This is a genomic window from Nocardia sp. CC213A (assembly GCF_030766805.1).
In the GTDB taxonomy this organism is placed as follows: domain Bacteria; phylum Actinomycetota; class Actinomycetes; order Mycobacteriales; family Mycobacteriaceae; genus Nocardia; species Nocardia otitidiscaviarum.
In genome coordinates, this window is record NZ_JASFXA010000001.1 from 262,019 (window position 1) to 281,936 (window position 19,918).

Below are 19,918 nucleotides of genomic sequence, written 5' to 3' on the forward strand. Positions count from 1 at the left end.
ATATGACATATGACCGCCGTGAGAAGGTGCCGACGCGCGCCCGCGCTGCTGGTCGAAACCGGTCGGTTCCGACGCCGGGACTGTCGACTCCATGCCGTGTGCGGCAATGTCTGCCGCCGTGAGAGAGGTGCCGCCGATGGCTCACAGTACGGAGTATGGCGACGACTCCCGACGGGATCCGGTCCACGGGGAGGCGGCAATCGCACTGTGCGAGTTGTTCTCCGAGATACTCGAGATCCCGCGTGTCAGTCCGTTCATGACCTTCACCGAACTCGGAGGAGACAGTGTCCGAGCCATAGCGCTCACGGTACGAGCCAGGGCTTCGGGCCTACCGATCTGGACGGAAGACCTACTAGCCGACTGCACCCCCGAACGCCTCGCCGCCTTGGCGGCGCGCCGATCCTCGTTGCCCTCCACAGAACCCATGGCCGGGACGGCCCCGCCGGCGGCAGACTCGGGTCGGCCACAGACACTGTCGCCTCTGCAGCCGCACATGCTCGACGTCGCGGGCACGTACGGCGCGGAGACGGAGGCCGTGATGCTCTACGTCGACATCTCGGGCGACCTGGACGTACCACGACTCCAGGCGGCCGCGAAACAGCTTGTCCAGCGGCACCCGAACTGCCACTCCGGATTTCGCATCGCATCGGGGGACGGCCGGTGGGTACGCGAGGTCGGCACCGCGGTGCCACTGGCATGGCGCTACTGCGACCTCGGCGAACAGGAAATCGATGAAGCTGCCTTGCTGCGTGACGAACTGACGTCACGTTTCGACCTGACTCGGCCGCCACTGTTCCGGATCATGCTCATCAAACGTGGGCGTGCTCGATTCCGCCTGGTTGTCACGCACAGCAACATTCTCTGGGACGGGTGGTCCACCGGAATCCTCGCAGCGGAATTGGCAATGCTGTACGACGCTCCCGAGCAGCCGACGACGGCTGTCGATACCGGCACCGATCCGTATGACGACTACCTACGCTGGCTCTCTCGACAGGATCGCCGGAGCGCACTCCATGCATGGCGGAAGGTCCTGGCCGGAATCGAACGACCCACAGTTCTCGCAAGCGCAGCACCTCCGGAATCCATCGGCTCGACCGCCACAATCGAGCTGGCGCTATCGGAATCCGTCGGTACCGATCTCGAGATCCGTGCGCGCAGCCTGGGAACCACGCTCAGTACGGCCGTCCAATGCGCCTGGGGCCTGACCATCGCGGAAATCGTCGGTAGCGACGATATCGCCTTCGGATATACGACCTGTGGTCGCCCGGCTTCCGTTCCCGCGATCGACCGGGCGGTCGGATTGCTGATAAACGATGTTCCGATCCGCATGCGGATCTCCGACGCAGATACGGCGGCAAGCTTGCTCGCACAGATCCGGGATCAGCATTGCGAAATGATCCGGTATGAGTTCCTGGACTCGGACAGCATCCAGGGTGCCGCAGGATTTGTCCCACTGTTCGATACGCTGGTCGTCTTCCAGAATCTCATGCGGCCCGACGTGTACGTGCGTCAAGATTCGGGCCTGCGCATCGACGGCTATGGGATCATCGAATCGACCCACTACGCGCTGGTGCTATACGGCTACCCGGGTGATCATCTCACCTTCGAATTATCCTATCATCCGAACGTTTTCAGCAGATCGTTTGTCGACGGTCTCTGCGAACGTTTCCGCTACTACATCGAATTTATCGCCGACGACGCCGAACGCACGATTGCGTCGCTGAGCTCAGAAAGCAGCAACAGTCGTCGTTCGCATGCTCAATAGTCGAGGAGTCCCGATGTGGCCGACCGAGTTCGCACAGTCCTACCGAGCCGAAGGTTACTGGCAAGGAGAAACATTCGGTGAGCTTCTCGCTCGGCTGGCCGAGCGGCACGGAGATCGCACAGCCGTCGTCAGCGGCACCGCCCGCATCAGTTACGCCGAACTCGACCACCGAGCCGACCGCCTGGCCGCAGGGTTGCTCGAACGCGGAGTCCGCCCCGGCGACCGAGTGGTTGTCCAACTGCCGAATATCGTGGAGTTCTTCGATGCGATATTCGCCCTCACCCGTCTCGGTGCTGTACCGGTCCTCGCGCTACCCGCCTATCGAGCAACCGAGATCGAGAACCTCTGCGAAGCGACGGCGGCGGTCGCCTACATAACGACGAACGTCCCGGACGGCTTCGAGGGTCGGATGTCGGCCCGCGCCGACCCTCCGGTTCTTGTCATCGTGGTGGGCGACCCCGGGGAGAACCGGGCGCTGTCCAACCTCTACACGACCGTCCGAGAGCTCCCTCCGGGGCCGGCGCCGTGCGATACCGCGCTGCTGCTGTTGTCGGGCGGCAGCACCGGCACACCGAAATTGATCCCACGCACCCACGACGACTACCTGTACAGCGTGCGCGCCGGCGCACAGCTCTGCGGCCTTGATTCCGACAGCGTCTACCTGTGCGTGCTTCCGGTGGCACACAACTTTCCACTCGCATCGCCGGGAGTGCTCGGCACACTGCACTCCGGGGGCAAAGTCGTCCTTACCGACCGTCCGGACCCGGACCTCGTATTCGGACTCATCCAGCGCGAACGGGTGACGATCACCGCTCTCGTGCCGTCGCTGGCTCTGATCTGGTTGGAGGTCGCGGCCGCGATGGCGATAGACGTCGCCAGCCTGCGAATCCTGCAAGTCGGCGGTGCCAAACTCTCACCTGACGTCGCACGGCGATTGGGCCCGGCGTTCGGCTGCGTACTACAGCAGTCGTACGGGATGTCCGAAGGACTCGTCTGCTATACGCGACTCGACGATTCGGACGAGGTCATCACGACGACACAGGGCAAGCCGATGTCACCGGCCGACGAAATACGCATCGTCGACAACCATGACCGCGATGTACCGCCGGGCGCCATCGGTCACCTGCTGGCCAGGGGGCCGTCGACGATCAGGGCATATTGGAACGGCGGCGAGCGGAACCGAATGGCGTTCACCCGCAACGGCTTCTACCGCACCGCAGACCTTGCCCGCATCACCGCAGATGGCGATATCGTCGTCGAAGGCCGCGCCACGGACATGATCAACAGAGCGGGCGAGAAGATCGCCCCAGCCGACATGGAACGCCATGTCCGCGCCCACCCCGCTGTCCGTGACGTGGCAGTCGTCGGTGTCCCCGATCGGTACCTCGGCGAGCGCATCTGCGCATTCGTCGCCACACATCCTGATACCGATCCGCCCACCGCTGCGGACCTGAACAGATTCCTTCGCGCACGCGGCCTCGCCGAATTCAAGGTGCTGGACCGAGTCGAGACCGTGGAGAGCCTGCCGACAACGGCGGTCGGCAAGATCGACAGAAGGCGCCTTGTGCAAGCCTCCATTCCTTCATGGGAACAAGGCGTATGAACGGTGTGCTACTCCGGTGCCCGGAAGCCACCGATCTTCCGCTCCAACAGCTCGGCCAGCCGTAGTGGGGTGCGATCCTCGAACATGGGACCGATGAGCTGCACACCTATCGGCAATCCCTCGGCGGACCGACCGACGGGTATGGCGGTGGCGGGCAGGCCGGGCATGGTGGCCATGCCCGCCCAGACCAACTGATCGAAGTACGGGTATTCGACGCCGTCGATGTCGATGTGCCGGTCCTCCAGACCTCCCTTGTGGTTGTGCGGGAAGGCGGGCGTGGGCGTGATGGGGCAGACCACGGCATCGAATTCGGCGAAAAGCCGCCGCCAGCCCTGACGGTGGAGTTCGCGGCGGTGGTTCGCCTCGACCCAGTCGCGGTGGCTGAGCACCATGCCGCGCAGCCGCGCCGCGTCGAGGCTGTGGTCGTCCGCGCACAGGGTGGCGGCGTGGGTCCGTAGCTGGTCGTATGCGTCGATCGGGAGGTTCGCGGCGGCGTTCGACAGCATCAGCTGCATGTAAGTCGTCGCGGCTTCGACCGGATCGGGCAGCAGCGGACTGTGCCGTTCGACGTGAGCGCCTTCACCGGCGAGCGCCTCGGCGACTCGGTTGACGGCCGCCCGCACCGCCGAACCGGTCGGGATGAGCGGATGCTCCTCGATGATCAGGACGCGGAAGTCCGACAGCCGTTCGTGGCGCGCGGGCGGCAGTGCGATGTCGTAGGCGATGCCGTGGGTCAGCGGGTCGGGTCCGGCCATCACATCGAGCAACAGCGTGAGATCGCGGGCGGTGCGCGCCATCGGACCGACCACGGCGAGATCGAGGTCGATCGGCAGTGCCGGTGCGGGCGGCGCGACCATGCCGCGGGTGGGCGCCAACCCGAGCGTCGGCTTGTGCGCGTAGACACCGCAGAAGTGCGCGGGGGTGCGCAGCGAACCGGCGAGATCGGAGCCGATGGACAGCACACCGAATCCGGCCGCCAGGGCCGCCGCCGACCCGCCGGACGACCCGCCGGAGGTGCGGGTGTGGTCCCACGGATTGTTGGTGGTGCCGTAGATCTCGTTGAAGCTCTGGATATCTCGCAGCACCAACGGCACATTGGTCTTGCCGAGCAGCACCGCACCCGCGGCCTTCAACCGCGACACCTGCACCGCGTCCTCGGTCGGCACATGGTCGCGATACATGGGCATGCCCCAGGTCGTGGGCAGCCCGGCCATGTCGTAGGACTCCTTGACCGTCACCGGAATACCGAGCAGCGGCCGGTCCTCCCCACGGGCGCGCGCCTCGTCGGCACGCAGTGCATCGGCCCGCGCACGATCGAAGTCCGGCACACAGATCGCATTGATCCCCTCGTCCTCGCGCTCGATGCGGGCGATCGCCTCCTCGGCAAGCTCCACCGAAGTCACCGCGCCGGCACGCAGGACAGCCGAAAGTTCCGCCGCCGAAAGAAAACTCCATTCCATTGATCCGACGCTATCGATCCGCCACAGAGGACATAAAAATCCTCTTCGCACAACGGGATGGATATCTCAGTACTGGCCTCGTTCCTCTATCGTTGCTGAACGTGCGAGGTCTCCCGTACCTCGTTGCCAAAGCCCGTTGAGGAGGTTGCCCACGTGTGGACAGTGAATGCCAAGCTCGTTCACATCATGTCGGCTGCCAGAGATCGCCTCATGGGGGCAGCAGGAAAAGTGGGCGTTGGGGTACCTGCCGAGTTGCGGACGACCGGTCAGGGGATCGAGGATGCCGCGACACGCTTCGCACACGAAGACCAGGAGCTCGTCGAGCGCTTCGGCGGTATCTCGGGAGACGCCCGTATCGCAGGCGCGACGCTTCGAGCCGCACTCGACCGGGGACTGCTCACCTATCGGGACCTGCGCGATTACGTACAGCGATACGTTGTGCCGGACATGAACCCGGAGTCACCGCGGGATCGGGAACGACTCGCGGCTCGTACCTGGGGCGTCGCGATGGGGGCGAAACTCGATCACCTACGACAGCAGGATATAACCGGGATGTCGCGCGCGAAAGCGATGTGGGAATGGCAAGACGATATGGAACGCCAAGCTCGGCAGATGGGCGAGCCGCTTCCTTTTCCCGATGAGCTCAGCAGAAAATTGCCTTACCTGCGTACCGTGTACCGGGCTGACAAACGTCCACCAGAAGTCATCTTCAACGAGGGCTTCAAACCCTGGGGGGACGACACGGTGATCACGCCCGGCGCATTCGGTTACCCGCCGAAGCGAAACTACGTGTGGACTTCCAAGCGCCATGATGTCACGCCGGGCTACGTGAAAACGGGAGGCCACATCTATGTGGTGGAAGGCGCTCGTGGAGCTGTCGACATGAACGACCATTTCGGGCCGGACTACGCCATGTTCGACGACGACGAAGTGGTCTTCATGGGCGGCATTCCCGCAGACAAGATCAAAGGTGTTCTGATCGACAACAACGACCCGGACGCGGGAATCATCCCCAATCCCAACTTCGAACCCGTCGACACGACAGCGATCAGACCTCCGCGAGAAGACACACCGGAGTAGATATTGTCCCGGTCCGAATTCCACTGAGCAGCAACGGCCAGTCATGTTATTGGCCAGTAACTCGCGATTCGGATGACGAGTTGTCATCGAATCGGCGATAGCGGAAGTGCCGCTCCCCCAACACGGTTCGCGCTCACCCGCGCCGGACGACCGGTGCGCCTACGATGGCTCGCATGGACAGTGGTTGTGATCGAAAGCCCGGGGGGACTGTTCGACGCTCGGTGGTGTTGGGTGGCGGCGGAATCCCCGGGACCGCGTGGATGACCGGATTGGCCGGCGAGTTGCGCCGCCGAGGAATCGATCTCAGCTCGGCCGATTCGATAGTCGGTACCTCCGCGGGCGCGATTGTCGGTGCGGCGCTGGCGACCGGCCGCGATCTCGAATCGTTCGCCGACCATCAGGGTCCCGGCGCGGACGCTCGACCCGCGCCGAAGCCCGAGCTGCTCGCGTCGGTGTTCTCCCTGCTGTTCGACCCGAGCCTGGATCGGAATGTGATGCGGCGCAAGGTAGGTCAGCTGGCGATGGCCGAGGACCCGGCGCAGCCGAGGCACCTCGAACCAATGCAACGGCTGGTCGGTGGAATCGCCTGGCCGGACCGGCTGCGGGTTGTCGTCGTCGAGGCCGAGAGCGGTGAGCGCCAGGTCTGGACCAGCGGAAGTGGAGTGCCACTGGCGACGGCGGTATCCGCCAGCCATGCCCTTCCCGGTGCCTTTCCGCCGGTCGTCGTCGACGGCCGCCACTACATCGATGGCGGGGTGGGGTCGGCGACCAACGCCGACATCGCCGCGGACGCCGATATTGTCGTGGTCATCGAGCCACTGGCACACATGGTTTCGCGCGATCTGCCGCATAGCGAACTCGCCCACGCATCCGGCACGGTGGTGCGGTTCGGTCCCGACGCCGCCATGATCGACGTGTTCCGAACCTACGCCGCCAACCCGCTCGCGAGCTGGCCCGAAGCCTTCCGCCAAGGGGTACGACAGGCGGACTCATTGGCGCGGCAGCTGGGCGAGGCGGGCTGGGCGACGCCGAAGCGATGATTCGGCCCGTCTGACCGCGAGCGGCATGTCGGTCACGACGGTCGCGCGGGTCGGGTGCGACAGGAATGGCGAACCCGCGTGCGGCTAGCGATTTCCGGAGAGCATCGGGACGATCCGAGCGAGTCCGTCCGCCCCATGGCCTGCGTTCACCGCACGCCGGAAGACGGCGTTCGCGGCGTCGACGATGCCGGTGTCGATTCCGTGGCGCGCGATCAGATCGCGGAGAGAGGCGAACGCGTCCGAGGCCGATGCGATGGTGGTGTCGTGGCCGGGATAGTGACCGGCCTCGACCTGTTCGGCGGTGTCCGCCATCATCTCTGGCAGCAACGCGACCACAGCGGGCACGAACGACACCAGCTCGCTGCCCTTGATCCCCTCGGCCTCGGCGAGTGAGATGCCGAGTGATGTGCCGAAGAACGAGAGCCAGAACACCGACACCAGAGCGGCATCGAACGCGGCGGCACGACCGTAGTCCGCGCCCAGGTAGGTTCCCTGCCCGGCGAGCACCCGCAACGCCGATTCGGCTGTCCGATAGCCACGTTCGGAACCCGAGTACAGCACGAGCGCTTCCGCTGTCCCGATGCCCTGCGGTACCGCCATGACAGCACCGTCCACGTAGTCGGCACCGTGGTGCGTGGCCCACTCGGCTCGCCTGCGCGATTGCTCCGGGGTCGAGGACGTCAGGTTGACCAGCACCCGCCCGCGCAGCGCCGGGCCCGCGGTGCGCAACGTCTCCGCGACCGCCGCATCGTTGAGCAACGACACGACGACCAGCGGAGCGGCCGCGACCGCATCGGCCACCGACGATCCGCGTACCGCACCGAGGTCGGCCAGGACCCCGGCCTTCGTCTCGGTCCGATTCCACACCGTTGTCGGATACCCCGCCGCCAGGAATGCCTTCGCGATCGCCGAACCCATGAGCCCCAGGCCCAGGACCGTGACAGGTGTGCGCAGCGCCTCGGACATCCCAACCTCCCAATTGTTTGAAGAATATCCAACAATGATTGTTGTATTATCATCAAACTGTCAAGAGCTGGAGGAAGGCCCGTTGCCCGCAGAACTGCCGCATCCGGCAACCGCCGATCTCGAGCTGGCAGCGGTCATGCACGCGCTGTCCGATCCGGTCCGCCTCCAGTTGGTCGCCTGTCTGGCCTGTGACGAGGGCGAGAACTGCGGCGAACTCAGCCACAACATCGAACTGCACAAATCCACGCTGTCGCACCACTACCGCGTGCTACGGGAAGCGGGAATCACCCGGACGACAGTTGTCGGCCGCACCAGATTGATACGCCTGCGCTACGAGGATTTGCAGGCCCGCTTCCCCGGGCTGCTGGACGTGGTGTTCCGCGGCCTCGTCGACATGATCGAGGACGACGAGCAGTGGAACGGTTCGCCCGCGGACCGCGCGAAACTGCTCACGGCGTTGAAACGACCGGTGGACTCGCGACCGCTGCCCCAGCCGTGACCCTCGATGGACGCGGCGACTTCGCACGACGCGGCGCGCGAACCGCGTTCAGACGATGCGGACCGCGTAGGGCATGATGCCCTCCTCGCGCACCGGGGACACGCGGACGACTTCGCCGGATTGAGGGGCTTCGACCATTTTTCCGCCGCCGAGGTAGAGAGCTACGTGTTGGCTGCCGCCGGGGCCCCAGAACAGCATGTCGCCGCGTTCTCGGTCGGAGACGTTCACGCGGGTGCCCATGTTGTATTGGTAGCCGCTGTAGTGCGGGAGGGAGACGCCCACTCCGGCGAAGGCGTAGATCATGAGGCCGGAGCAGTCGAATCCGACCTTGTTGTAGTCGCCGTAGCTGTCGGCCACGCCGCCGTCGCGGATGCCGAGGGTGGGGCCGTTCTCATTGCCGCCGCCCCAGGCGTAGTCGACGCCGATCTGGGACATGGCGCGGTCGACCACCGTTTCGATGAGTTCGGCCCGACTGCCGGAGGGGATGCCGGGGAGCGTGCCGGAGCGTTGCGGGGGTGGGGAATCGCCGAGCTGGGTATGCGGACGGTGGGTGGTGGCGGCGCCCGCGGCGCGTTCAGCGGCGGCACGATCGGCCGCGACCCGCGCCGCGGCGGCCGCGGCGGCCGCGCGGATGGCGGCCTCTTCGGCTTGGCGCTGCTGATCCCAGGCGATGAAGGCGTCCCGCTGGCTCTGTAGGCCCTCCACTCGGGCTCGGGCCTCGGCGAGGCGTTGCTGGGCCGAATCCCGTTGCGCCACCAGGCCGTTGCGGACGGCCGTCTGCTGGTTCAGTTCGGCCTGGGCGGCGGCCACCGCGTTCTCGGCCTCCACCTTCTTGCGTTCGGCATCGGCCGCGGCGGCATCGGCGATCTGCTGGGCGCGGCGCGCCTCGGCGTTCTTGTTGGCCTGATCCACCTGGGCGCGGCGCAGGCCGTCCACCACCTGCCGCTGATTCTTCGAGGCGATGGTCAGCACCTGGGCGCGGGCCAGCGCGGTCTCCGGATCGGGAGCGGATAGATACGTCACCAGCGAGGTGGAGCCGGGCCGCATGTAGATCTGGGCGACGAACTTGTTGAACTCGCGGTGCGCGGCGTCGACGCGGGTGCCCGCCTCGGTGAGTTCCTGCTTGCTCGCCGCGACCGCCGCAGCGGCGGCATCGGCGACGGCACGGGCCTGCTGCAGATCCACCAGCGCCTTGTTGACGGCCTCGCGGCGCGCGGCCACCGCGTCGTCGAGATGGCGCAGCTGCTGTTCGATCGAGGCGACCTGATTGATCAGCGCGCCCACCTCACCGACCCCGGCATCGACCTGCGCGCCCGCGTCGGCGATCTCGCTGTCACTCGGATTGGGCGGGGGTGGCGGCACCGCATGGCCGGTACTCACGCCCACCGCGAAAACCGTTGCCACAACGAGCAATCCCGCAGCGACCCGCACCGGGCGTCCCCGCCACCTCGCCGGTAATCGCATCGCACCTCCCTGGATCCCGCTCGGCCCCGGGGAAAGGGAGCGAACAACTGCCCCATGAGCCTCATCAACACCATCCGAAACACCGGACTCCCGAGGCCCGCACGACACTTCTTCCCCAAGAGTGGCGTGGCGCCACGGTACGACACCCACGTCCCGGGATCGGGGAGGCACGCCACAATGACCACCATTCAATTCACTCGTTGCCGGTTATTAGCCCGATCTATATGACGCGTCAGGCATCGAGGACGGCGAACTCGCGGCCGGTCAACACCCGACCGCGAGCAACCAACGAGTGAACGAGACCCGGGCGTTGGAACGCACCGAATTCGTAGAAGTCAGGCGACCGGTTCGCGGTCCTTCGCGGCATCCGACGCCCCCGCAGCGCGGCGCGACTTCACCACGTACAGCCCGGCGATGATCGCCACCAGACCGGCCACCAGCACGGCCGTGATCAGGGTCCATGACAGACCCTCTTCGGACTTCATCCGGTCCACGAAGATGCGCGCCGCTTCCTCGGTGTGCGCCGGTCCGCGGTATTTGGCCTTGTCCTCGGCCCATTCCAGCCGCGCGCGGCTGTAGGTGTCACTCCAGGTGCCCACCCAGTCGTCACTGAAGACGACCACGGTGCCCTGCTCCTGCTCGCCCACTTCGGTGGCCAGATCGCGGAGCTTGGCTTCGATGCCCGGATTGCCGGGTATGACGATGATGTTCAGGTCGATGCCGTGTTCACGCGCATCGGCGGCGATATCGGCGAGGCCGTCCTGCTTGCGCCCCTCGGGTGCGGCGACATGGTTGTCGGCGAGATCGCGGAGAATGGCATCCAGATCGGTGTCCGGTGGTAGCTCGGCGAGCGCGGGGGTGAAAGCCTGGGTGTGCGAGACGGTCACGGGGTGCAGAGTACGGGACCGGTTGTCACATCACCTCACCACGGCGCGCCGAACGGTCGGTCACACCGCTCCGGATGCGCCCGGGACCCCTCCCCCGCTCGTTCACAGGACAAGCGTACTGTTAGGGTTGCACCCGGACGAGGCCGCGCGCCTCGACGAGCCATCGGCACAGCCCCGCCGGTGGCCCCCATTCACAGACGAGTGGAGCTGAAACGTGACGAGTATCGATACTTTCGGCGCCAAGGGCACCCTAGAGGTCGGAAGCAACTCCTACGAGATCTTCCGCCTCTCGGCCGTGCCCGGCACCGAGAAGCTGCCCTACGCGCTCAAGGTCCTCGCGGAGAACCTGCTCCGTACCGAGGACGGCGCCAACATCACCGCCGACCACATCCGCGCCATCGCCAACTGGGATCCGAGCGCGGACCCCGACACCGAGATCCAGTTCACCCCGGCCCGCGTGATCATGCAGGACTTCACCGGCGTGCCCTGTGTCGTCGACCTCGCCACCATGCGCGAGGCCGTCACCGCCCTGGGCGGCGACCCGAACAAGGTGAACCCGCTCTCCCCCGCCGACATGGTCATCGACCACTCGGTCATCCTCGACGTCTTCGGCCGCGCCGACGCCCTCGAGCGCAACGTCGACCTGGAGTACCAGCGCAACTCCGAGCGCTACCAGTTCCTGCGCTGGGGCCAGGGCGCCTTCGACGACTTCCGCGTCGTCCCGCCGGGCATGGGCATCGTGCACCAGGTCAACATCGAGTACCTGGCCCCGACCGTCATGGTCCGCAACGGCCAGGCCTACCCCGACACCTGCGTCGGCACCGACTCGCACACCACCATGGTCAACGGCCTGGGTGTGCTGGGCTGGGGCGTCGGCGGCATCGAGGCCGAGGCCGCCATGCTCGGCCAGCCGGTCTCCATGCTGATCCCGCGCGTCGTCGGCTTCAAGCTGACCGGTGAGATCCAGCCCGGCGTGACCGCCACCGACGTCGTGCTCACCGTCACCGACATGCTGCGCAAGCACGGTGTGGTCGGCAAATTCGTCGAGTTCTACGGCAAGGGCGTCGCCGAGGTGCCGCTCGCCAACCGCGCCACCCTGGGCAATATGAGCCCCGAGTTCGGTTCCACCGCGGCGATCTTCCCGATCGACGCCGAGACCATCAACTACCTGCGCCTGACCGGCCGCACCGACGAGCAGCTCGCGCTCGTCGAGGCGTACGCCAAGGAGCAGGGCATGTGGCACGACCCGGACCACGAGCCCGCCTACTCGGAGTACCTGGAGCTGGACCTGAGCACCGTGGTGCCGTCCATCGCCGGTCCGAAGCGTCCGCAGGACCGTATCCTGCTGTCGGAGAGCAAGATCGCCTTCCGCAAGGACATCTACAACTACGTCACCGAGGGCGACTCCACCCCGCACACCCAGCTGGACGAGGCCGTCGAGGAGTCCTTCCCGGCCAGCGATCCGGCCGTGCTGTCCTTCGCCGAGGACGACGCGGTGCTGCCGACCGCCGCCAACGGCTCGGAGGGCCGACCCACCAAGCCGATCAAGGTCTCCGATCCGGAGCGCGGTGACTTCGTGCTCGACCACGGCGCGGTCGTGGTCGCGGGCATCACCTCCTGCACCAACACCTCCAACCCGTCGGTCATGCTGGGCGCCGCCCTGCTGGCCCGCAACGCGGTGGAGAAGGGTCTGTCCTCCAAGCCGTGGGTCAAGACCAATATGGCCCCGGGCTCGCAGGTCGTCGCCGACTACTACGAGAAGGCCGGCCTGTGGCCGTACCTCGAGAAGCTCGGCTTCTACGTGGGCGGCTTCGGCTGCACCACCTGCATCGGCAACACCGGTCCGCTGCCGGAGGAGATCTCCAAGGCGATCAACGACAACGACCTGTCGGTCACCGCGGTGCTCTCGGGCAACCGCAACTTCGAGGGTCGCATCTCCCCCGACGTGAAGATGAACTACCTGGCCTCGCCGCCGCTGGTCATCGCGTACGCGCTCGCGGGCACCATGGACTTCGACTTCGAGCACGACTCGCTGGGCAAGGACAAGGACGGCAACGACGTCTTCCTGAAGGACATCTGGCCGTCCCCGCAGGAGATCGACGACACCATCAAGTCGGCGATCAACCGCGACATGTTCACCAAGTCCTACGCCGACGTCTTCAAGGGCGACGAGCGCTGGCAGAACCTGAGCACCCCGGAGGGCGACACCTTCGCGTGGGACGAGAACTCGACCTACGTGCGCAAGGCCCCGTACTTCGAGGGCATGGAACTCGAGCCCGCCCCGGTCGAGGACATCAAGGGCGCGCGCGTGCTGGCGCTGCTGGGCGATTCGGTCACCACCGACCACATCTCCCCGGCCGGTCCGATCAAGCCGGGCACCCCGGCCGCCCAGTACCTCGACTCGCACGGCGTGGCGCGCAAGGACTACAACTCCCTGGGCTCGCGTCGCGGCAACCACGAGGTCATGATCCGCGGCACCTTCGCCAACATCCGGTTGCGCAACCAGCTGCTCGACGATGTCTCGGGTGGTTACACCCGCGACTTCACCCAGGAGGGCGGCCCGCAGGCGTTCATCTACGACGCCTCGCAGAACTACCAGAAGGCCGGTATTCCGCTGGTCGTGCTGGGCGGCAAGGAGTACGGCTCCGGCTCCTCGCGCGACTGGGCCGCGAAGGGCACCCGCCTGCTGGGCGTCAAGGCCGTGATCACCGAGTCGTTCGAGCGCATCCACCGCTCCAACCTCATCGGTATGGGCGTGGTTCCGCTGCAGTTCCCGGCCGGTGAGAGCGCCAAGTCGCTGGGTCTGGACGGCACGGAGACCTTCGATATCGAGGGCATCACCAAGCTGAACGAGGGTGTGACTCCGAAGACCATGAAGGTGACCGCCACCAAGGGCAGCGGCGAGAAGGTCGTCTTCGACGCGGTCGTCCGCATCGACACCCCCGGTGAGGCGGACTACTACCGCAACGGCGGCATCCTGCAGTACGTGCTGCGGAATATGATCCGCGGCTGATTCGCCGCATTTCCCGCCAGCGCGGGAATGAGCCCTGTTGCGGCACAACCGAATAGCGAACTCCCCGGCATTCGTGCCGGGGACTCGCGTCCGGTATCGGTGGTAGGTGGCGGGTCACGCCGTCACCTGCCGCGCGACCTGTCCGGGTCGCTTCGCTCGTCGCTCGTGCGGGGTGTGTGCACCACTTCCGGTGCACGCGCCCCGCACAGATGGTTTCGGAGGAGTCCATGCCCAAGGTCAGTGACGACCACCTCGCCGCCCGCCGCGGCCAGATTCTCGATGGGGCCCGTCGATGCTTCGCCGAGTACGGCTACGAGGGTGCCACCGTGCGCCGCCTGGAAGAGGCGACGGGTCTGTCGCGCGGCGCGATCTTCCATCACTTCCGTGACAAGGACGCGCTCTTCCTCGCCCTGGCGCAGGAGGACACCGCCCGCATGGCCGAGGTCGCCGCCACCCAAGGCCTGGTGCAGGTGATGCGCGATATGCTCGCCCACCCCGAGGACTTCGACTGGCTCGGAACACGTTTGGAGATCGCGCGGCGGCTGCGCAACGATCCCGAATTCCGCGGCCACTGGGAGCAACGCTCCGAGGAACTCACCGCCGCCACCGTCGCGCGCCTGGAACGCCGCAAATCCGAAGGGGCGCTGCGCGACGACGTCCCCACCGAGGTGCTGCTCGGGTACCTCGACCTGGTGCTGGACGGCCTCATCGCCCGCATCGCCTCCGGCCACGCCGGGGACAACCTCTCGGCCGTCCTCGACCTGGTGGAGGCATCGGTCCGTCGCAAGAACTGACCGCCGTGTCGGGCAGCACCGGCTACCGAAGCACGAATCGACAGGCCGCCGCAGCGCACGCTCGTATCCCGGCGCGCGGCCCGGCGCGACGGCGGTCCCCGCGCGACGCGTCGACGACGCAGCTGCCCAGCATGCTCGCATCAGCCTGCTCGCATCAGCCCGCACGGACCGGTCGCGCCCCGGGCACCGCACTACCGCGAATCCAACTCCGCGACCAGCCGTTTCGGCGCAACGGCGCGATAGGCGTCCTCGACGATCTCCGCCACCTCGGTCCAGTCGACGGGTACGTCCAGATACACCCCGAGCCAGCCCCGATGCCCCACGTAGGGCGGGCGGAAGTAGCGCGTGGGCGCGGCCGCGATCAGCTCCTCCTGGACGCCGGGCGGGGCGGCGCACCAGAATCCGAGCCGATCGTCGTGATGGTGGTCGGCGAACATCACGAACAGCTTCTTGCCGCGCACGAACCAGCACGGCTCGCCGTGGCTGACGCGCTCGCTCACCTCCGGCAGCGCCAGGCACAGCGCCCGCAGGGATTCCAGTGGGTCGCTCATGAGCGGAGAATAGCGGCCCGGATCCGGCGGCGGCTTGGACGAATGGGAAGCGGCTCAGGGCACTGCGCCGGACTCCCAAGCGCGCAGCAGAGTGCGGCTCGCTGATCGTCTCCCGGCTGATGCCGCACGCCTTCGGCGCCGCCCCGACCAGTGGCGCTCGCATTCTGATCGCCCTCATGCCGGGGATCGAGTGTTTCGAGTACTTCCGGCTACTCGAACGATTGGCGCACGGCGCCGCCACCGTCGAAGACCTCGCGGCATCCCAGGAGGAGTTCGACAACTGGTTCGTCGACGCCCCGGGTGGTGGGCCGAGCGCACGGCCGGTCGACGCTGACACGCCGCGGCCGCGACGCGAGCCGGGCGGGCGCGCCAACCCCGCGCAATGCGTTCGCCCGCTGGCGATCGCGGTGGTAGCCGGGCGGTCGCCGATGTGCCGAAGACCACCGCGCAGCCGGGAATGCGGCCTATTGTGGGAGAGTTTGTCCGGTTATGGCTTTCTCTGTGCCCGTCACCGTGCGCGGTTACGAACTCGATATCAACGGTCATCTGAATCAGGCCGTTTACCTGCAGTACGCCGAGCATGCCCGCTGGGAACTGCTGAAGGCGGCCGGTGTCCCGGGCGAGAAGATGGTCGGATCGGGGATCGGACCCGTGGTGCTGGAACAGACCCTGAAGTACCAGCGCGAGCTGCATCTCGGCGATGAGGTGACCGTGAGCTGCGAGTTCCGCTGGAGCGGCGGCAAGGCGTTCCGCATGCACCAGGAGATCCGCAAGCTGGACGGCACCGTCTCGGCCACCATCGACGTGGTGTGCGGCATCATGGATCTGCGGCTGCGCAAGCTCGTCGCCGATCCCGCGGCCGCGCTGCGGGAGGTCGCGGAGTTCCCGGAGACGCTGGGCCTCTGAGCCCGATTGCGAACACCGAAAATCTTTCGGCGGTAGCGGTTTCCGCAGCGTCGACGCCGGTTTGCCGGTACGCCTGAAATCTTTCGTTGCGAACCGAACAGGCCATGTCGCGAGATATGATCTGGATCACGCTCGGCTCTACAGCAAATCCCGAGCAGATCGGAGATCAGTATGACTGGCGCCCTTCGTCCACGTGTTTCCGCGCCACCGGGCACCGCAGCCCCACCCACCGCTACCGCCTCGCCACCGCTACCGGGCTACCTCGTCGATGCCACCGAACGCCATATCCGCGTGCGGGTCACCGACGGCATCTGGACCTTCCGCTGGGCCGACGTCCTGGCCCTGACCGACTGTGAGTTCGGGGCCCAGGGTCCGCGTCTCGGCGACGCCCGCCCCGTACTGGTGCGCGTGCGTGCGGGCGCGACCGCCGACTTCACCCAGCGGCGGCGGATCGAACTCACCGAGCGCCCCCTGACCCTGCCGCAGGACCACACGCCCACCCGCGGGGACGACGAACTGGCGCGGCTCACCGAAAGCTGGGCTCGCCGCCTGGAACTCACCACCGGCCCCGGCATCGGCGGCGCGACCATGACCTGCTGCCAGACCCGTTCGCATTCCGGTAGCGACGACGGCGCGGCCTGCGACAGTCTCGACTGACGAGCCGATCGAGGCTCTCCGATATGACAGCCCGCACAACGGGTTCGGTGCTCATTGTGACCGAATCCGACGATCTCCATGGCGACGCCCTCGCCGTGACCCTGCGAAAGCATCACGGGCTCACCCCGATTCGGCTCGATATGCGCGACTTTCCGCGCGAGAATGGGACTTTCCGCCTGGCCCGTGACGGCACCGCCCGCAGTCTGTCCCATGTGCTCGGACTCGATGACGTGGTCTCGGTGTGGTGGCGTCGCCCGCATCCCTGCCTGGTACCCGGCAGTGCACAGCACGGCGACGACGCGTACCGGCAGGCCGAATGCGACGGTTTCCTACAAGGCATGCTCTGGTCCATACCGGCGCTGTGGGTGAACGATCCGGGGGCCGACCGCACCGCCACCCGCAAGATCGTGCAGCTGGAGACGGCCTATCGCGCCGGGTTCGCCATTCCGGAAACCCTGATCACCAATGACGCCGAGGAGGCGCACGCGTTCGTCGAGTCCCGCCCCGGCCCGGTGGTGTACAAGCGCACCGGCACGGGACGCGGCCCGTTCACCGAGACCCGCGTCGTCACACCGGGCGAGCTGACGCGGCTGCCCTCGATCCGCCACTCCCCCACCACGTTCCAGGACTACATCGTCGCCGCCTACGACCTGCGGGTGGTGTGGGTCGACGGGCTGGAGTGGGCGGTGCGCATCGACTCGCAATCCGGTGTGGGCCAGGTCGATTCGCGCCTGGACACCTCGGTCGACTTCACCCCGGAACGCCTGCCCGCCGCGGTGAGCAAATCGCTGACCACCCTGATGGGCGCGCTGGGCCTCAGTTTCGGCGTGCTCGACCTGCGGGTGGGCCTCGACGGGGAGTTCTACTTCCTCGAGGTCAACCCGCAGGGCCAGTTCGCGTACCTGGAGATCAAGACCGGGCTCCCGATCTTCCGGAGCCTGGCCAATCTCCTGGTGTTCGGCGACGGCACCGTGCCCGACCACTGAGCGGCACGCGCGACACCGTCGTGCGGCACCACTCGCCGTGGCGCCGCACGGTCGGCGAAATCGCCTACTTGCTGGCGGATTTGGCGCTGGACTTGCGCCGGTTCGCCCCACCCCGGCTGCGGAGCTGCACATGCGACTCCACGAGCACATTGTGGATGAAACCGTACGATCGCCCGGTCTCTCGCGCCAGCGAGCGGATGCTCGCCCCAGCCTCGTACTGCTTCTTGAGCTGGGTTTGCAGGCGATCTCGCGACTTTCCGGTGACGCGCGTGCCTTTACCCAATCCGGCTTTACCCTGTGCGGGCCTGTCACTCATGGCTTCCTCCGAGTCGCCCTGCAGCCTCTTTCCAGGCTAGACACTCGGAGAGCTGTGATCAACGGATTCCTGTGATGAGAATCACGCCAGCTGAATGAGTTCCAGATAATCCTGCGACCAGTGGTCCTCGGTGCCGTCCGGAAGCATGATCACACGCTCGGGGTTCAGCGCCTCGGCGGCGCCCGGGTCGTGGGTCACCAGCACCACCGCGCCCGCATAACTGCGCAGCGCGTCGAGCACCTGTTCGCGCGACACCGGGTCGAGGTTGTTGGTCGGCTCGTCGAGCAACAGCACGTTGGCCGCCGAGGACACCAGACCCGCGAGCGCCAGTCGGGTCTTCTCACCGCCGGACAGCGTGCCCGCGGGCTGCTCCAGCTGCGGGCCGGAGAACATGAACGCGCCCAGCAGGCCGCGCAGATCCTGTTCGCCCGCGTCGGGGGCGGCGTGCCGGATGTTCTCCCAGACGCTGGCCCGATCGTCCAGGGTGTCGTGCTCCTGGGCGAAATAGCCGACCTTCAGGCCGTGCCCGGGTTCGAGCTCACCCGCGGTGGGGGTCTCCACGCCCGCGAGCAGCCGCAGCAGCGTGGTCTTGCCCGCACCGTTGAGGCCGAGGATCACCACTCGGCTGCCGCGGTCGATGGCCAGGTCCACGCCGGTGAAGATCTCCAGCGAGCCGTACAGTTTGGTGAGGTTCTTGGCCATGAGCGGCGTCTTGCCGCAGGCCGCGGGTTCGGGGAACTTGATCCGCGCCACCTTGTCGGCCACGCGCACCTCGTCCGCCTCCGCGAGCATGCGCTCGGCGCGCTTCAGCATGTTCTGCGCGGCAACGGCTTTGGTGGCCTTGGCGCCCATCTTCGCGGCCTGCTGCTTGAGCGCGGACGCCTTCTTCTCGGCATTGGCGCGTTCGCGGCGGCGGCGCTGCTCGTCGGTGGCGCGGGCGTCGAGGTACTTCTTCCAGCCCATGTTGTAGATATCGGCCTCACCGCGCACGGCGTCGAGGAACCACACCTTGTTCACCACGTCGGCCAGCAGCTCCACATCGTGGGAGATGACGATCAGGCCGCCGTCGTGATTCTGCAGGAAGCCGCGCAGCCAGGTGATGGAGTCGGCGTCGAGGTGGTTGGTGGGCTCGTCCAGCAGCAGCGTGGTATCGGATTTGCCGCCGGAGCCGTCCGAGGCGGCGAACAGGATGCGCGCCAACTCGATTCGCCGGCGCTGACCGCCGGAGAGGGTGCGCAGCGCCTGGGCCAGCACCCGGTCGGGCAGGCCCAGGCTGTGACAGATGCGCGCCGCCTCGCTCTCGGCGACATAGCCACCCAGGGCCGAGAAGCGCTCCTCCAGGCGGCCGTACTTGCGAATGGCCTTCTCCCGCTCGCCGTCGTCGACCACCTCGGCCATGAGCGCCTGCTGCTTCTCCATATCGCGCAGTAGCTTGTCCAGTCCGCGCGCCGACAGCACCCGGTCCTTGGCCAGCACGTCGAGATCGCCCTCGCGCGGATCCTGCGGCAGATAGCCGATATCGCCGGAGCGAATCACCTTGCCCGCGTAGGGTTCCCCCTCGCCCGCGAGAATTCGCAGGGTGGTGGTCTTGCCCGCGCCGTTGCGCCCGACGAGACCGATCCGGTCACCGGCCTGCACCCGCAGCGCCGACCCGGGTGCGGTCAGCAGGGTGCGGACTCCGGCCCGGACCTCCAGATCGGTCGCGGTGATCACACAGGTCTCCTCGGTGCGCGGCGGATGGCAAACGTGTCGATTGTGTGTCCCCTCGACACACAAGAACCACCGATTTTACCGCCGACACCCCGGTTGGGCCGAATCGAGCGTATCGCCCGCAACCGGACGCCCGGGCCGCTCACCTGCGCGATCCGCGCGCGAGGACCGCCGCCCCACGGCCCCCGGCGTCCGACAGTGACACATCTCACCGCGGCGAT

17 protein-coding genes are annotated in these 19,918 nt (G+C 66.8%); 10 read left to right on the forward strand and 7 right to left on the reverse strand.

The window, feature by feature from the left end; genetic code table 11:
* The first annotated feature begins 136 nt into the window (after nt 1–136).
* Together QJS31_RS01180 and QJS31_RS01185 are read left to right on the forward strand one after the other, a co-directional pair.
* Complete coding sequence (locus QJS31_RS01180; protein WP_372341792.1) at nt 137–1,765, forward strand: condensation domain-containing protein; 1,629 nt, start codon at nt 137–139, stop codon at nt 1,763–1,765.
* A gap of 13 nt (nt 1,766–1,778) precedes the next feature.
* On the forward strand, nt 1,779–3,368 hold the full coding sequence (locus QJS31_RS01185) for a (2,3-dihydroxybenzoyl)adenylate synthase (protein WP_282782196.1): 1,590 nt from the start codon (nt 1,779–1,781) through the stop codon (nt 3,366–3,368).
* 8 nt (nt 3,369–3,376) lie between these two features.
* Here QJS31_RS01185 and QJS31_RS01190 read toward each other — a convergent pair whose 3' ends face one another.
* Nucleotides 3,377–4,828 carry an amidase gene (locus QJS31_RS01190; RefSeq protein WP_282782198.1) on the reverse strand — a complete coding sequence of 484 codons (1,452 nt, stop codon included), beginning with the start codon at nt 4,826–4,828 and terminating at the stop codon, nt 3,377–3,379.
* A 162-nt stretch (nt 4,829–4,990) separates the two neighbouring features.
* Between QJS31_RS01190 and QJS31_RS01195 the strand changes: the two genes are divergently transcribed.
* Together QJS31_RS01195 and QJS31_RS01200 are read left to right on the forward strand one after the other, a co-directional pair.
* Nucleotides 4,991–5,908, forward strand: coding sequence for a hypothetical protein (locus QJS31_RS01195; protein WP_306355746.1), 918 nt, complete (start codon nt 4,991–4,993; stop codon nt 5,906–5,908).
* A gap of 173 nt (nt 5,909–6,081) precedes the next feature.
* Nucleotides 6,082–6,948, forward strand: a complete 867-nt coding sequence (locus QJS31_RS01200; protein ID WP_282782202.1) for a patatin-like phospholipase family protein — start codon at nt 6,082–6,084, stop codon at nt 6,946–6,948.
* An 84-nt stretch (nt 6,949–7,032) separates the two neighbouring features.
* Here the strand turns inward: QJS31_RS01200 and QJS31_RS01205 are convergent, their stop codons facing one another.
* Nucleotides 7,033–7,914 carry an NAD(P)-dependent oxidoreductase gene (locus QJS31_RS01205; RefSeq protein WP_282782204.1) on the reverse strand — a complete coding sequence of 294 codons (882 nt, stop codon included), beginning with the start codon at nt 7,912–7,914 and terminating at the stop codon, nt 7,033–7,035.
* Between the two features lie 82 nt (nt 7,915–7,996).
* On the opposite strand from QJS31_RS01205, the gene QJS31_RS01210 reads away from it, so the two are divergent.
* Nucleotides 7,997–8,413 (forward strand): helix-turn-helix transcriptional regulator, encoded by a 417-nt coding sequence (locus tag QJS31_RS01210; RefSeq protein WP_282782206.1) that lies wholly within the window; start codon nt 7,997–7,999, stop codon nt 8,411–8,413.
* A 48-nt stretch (nt 8,414–8,461) separates the two neighbouring features.
* On the opposite strand, the gene QJS31_RS01215 is transcribed toward QJS31_RS01210, so the two are convergent.
* Complete coding sequence (locus QJS31_RS01215; RefSeq protein ID WP_306355747.1) at nt 8,462–9,877, reverse strand: NlpC/P60 family protein; 1,416 nt, start codon at nt 9,875–9,877, stop codon at nt 8,462–8,464.
* A gap of 335 nt (nt 9,878–10,212) precedes the next feature.
* Entirely contained in the window at nt 10,213–10,764 is a 552-nt protein-coding gene (locus tag QJS31_RS01220; protein WP_282782370.1) for a DUF6676 family protein, read from the reverse strand.
* Nucleotides 10,765–10,978: 214 nt separating this feature from the next.
* On the opposite strand from QJS31_RS01220, the gene QJS31_RS01225 reads away from it, so the two are divergent.
* Together QJS31_RS01225 and QJS31_RS01230 are read left to right on the forward strand one after the other, a co-directional pair.
* Entirely contained in the window at nt 10,979–13,777 is a 2,799-nt protein-coding gene (locus tag QJS31_RS01225) for an aconitate hydratase (protein WP_282782372.1), read from the forward strand.
* Nucleotides 13,778–14,004: 227 nt separating this feature from the next.
* Nucleotides 14,005–14,571 carry a TetR/AcrR family transcriptional regulator gene (locus QJS31_RS01230; protein WP_029925007.1) on the forward strand — a complete coding sequence of 189 codons (567 nt, stop codon included), beginning with the start codon at nt 14,005–14,007 and terminating at the stop codon, nt 14,569–14,571.
* A 191-nt stretch (nt 14,572–14,762) separates the two neighbouring features.
* Here QJS31_RS01230 and QJS31_RS01235 read toward each other — a convergent pair whose 3' ends face one another.
* On the reverse strand, nt 14,763–15,122 hold the full coding sequence (locus QJS31_RS01235; RefSeq protein ID WP_282782376.1) for an MmcQ/YjbR family DNA-binding protein: 360 nt from the start codon (nt 15,120–15,122) through the stop codon (nt 14,763–14,765).
* A 489-nt stretch (nt 15,123–15,611) separates the two neighbouring features.
* Between QJS31_RS01235 and QJS31_RS01240 the strand changes: the two genes are divergently transcribed.
* The 3 genes from QJS31_RS01240 (at nt 15,612) to QJS31_RS01250 (ending at nt 17,671) form a co-directional block, all read left to right on the forward strand.
* Nucleotides 15,612–16,028, forward strand: a complete 417-nt coding sequence (locus QJS31_RS01240; protein WP_282782378.1) for a thioesterase family protein — start codon at nt 15,612–15,614, stop codon at nt 16,026–16,028.
* 171 nt (nt 16,029–16,199) lie between these two features.
* Nucleotides 16,200–16,685, forward strand: coding sequence for a hypothetical protein (locus tag QJS31_RS01245; RefSeq protein ID WP_282782380.1), 486 nt, complete (start codon nt 16,200–16,202; stop codon nt 16,683–16,685).
* Nucleotides 16,686–16,708: 23 nt separating this feature from the next.
* Nucleotides 16,709–17,671 carry a hypothetical protein gene (locus QJS31_RS01250; protein WP_282782382.1) on the forward strand — a complete coding sequence of 321 codons (963 nt, stop codon included), beginning with the start codon at nt 16,709–16,711 and terminating at the stop codon, nt 17,669–17,671.
* A 64-nt stretch (nt 17,672–17,735) separates the two neighbouring features.
* Here the strand turns inward: QJS31_RS01250 and QJS31_RS01255 are convergent, their stop codons facing one another.
* Complete coding sequence (locus tag QJS31_RS01255) at nt 17,736–17,987, reverse strand: helix-turn-helix domain-containing protein (protein ID WP_039813075.1); 252 nt, start codon at nt 17,985–17,987, stop codon at nt 17,736–17,738.
* Between the two features lie 81 nt (nt 17,988–18,068).
* Nucleotides 18,069–19,700 (reverse strand): ABC-F family ATP-binding cassette domain-containing protein, encoded by a 1,632-nt coding sequence (locus QJS31_RS01260; protein ID WP_039813078.1) that lies wholly within the window; start codon nt 19,698–19,700, stop codon nt 18,069–18,071.
* Between the last annotated feature and the right edge of the window lie 218 nt (nt 19,701–19,918).

Coding starts and splice junctions, on each gene's coding strand:
- QJS31_RS01180 (WP_372341792.1), top strand. CDS start 137: ATGGCTCACAGTACGGAGTATGGCGACGACTCCCGACGGGATCCGGTC.
- QJS31_RS01185 (WP_282782196.1), top strand. CDS start 1,779: ATGTGGCCGACCGAGTTCGCACAGTCCTACCGAGCCGAAGGTTACTGG.
- QJS31_RS01190 (WP_282782198.1), bottom strand. CDS start 4,828: ATGGAATGGAGTTTTCTTTCGGCGGCGGAACTTTCGGCTGTCCTGCGT.
- QJS31_RS01200 (WP_282782202.1), top strand. CDS start 6,082: ATGGACAGTGGTTGTGATCGAAAGCCCGGGGGGACTGTTCGACGCTCG.
- QJS31_RS01205 (WP_282782204.1), bottom strand. CDS start 7,914: ATGTCCGAGGCGCTGCGCACACCTGTCACGGTCCTGGGCCTGGGGCTC.
- QJS31_RS01215 (WP_306355747.1), bottom strand. CDS start 9,877: ATGCGATTACCGGCGAGGTGGCGGGGACGCCCGGTGCGGGTCGCTGCG.
- QJS31_RS01230 (WP_029925007.1), top strand. CDS start 14,005: ATGCCCAAGGTCAGTGACGACCACCTCGCCGCCCGCCGCGGCCAGATT.
- QJS31_RS01235 (WP_282782376.1), bottom strand. CDS start 15,122: ATGAGCGACCCACTGGAATCCCTGCGGGCGCTGTGCCTGGCGCTGCCG.
- QJS31_RS01240 (WP_282782378.1), top strand. CDS start 15,612: ATGGCTTTCTCTGTGCCCGTCACCGTGCGCGGTTACGAACTCGATATC.
- QJS31_RS01245 (WP_282782380.1), top strand. CDS start 16,200: ATGACTGGCGCCCTTCGTCCACGTGTTTCCGCGCCACCGGGCACCGCA.
- QJS31_RS01250 (WP_282782382.1), top strand. CDS start 16,709: ATGACAGCCCGCACAACGGGTTCGGTGCTCATTGTGACCGAATCCGAC.
- QJS31_RS01255 (WP_039813075.1), bottom strand. CDS start 17,987: ATGAGTGACAGGCCCGCACAGGGTAAAGCCGGATTGGGTAAAGGCACG.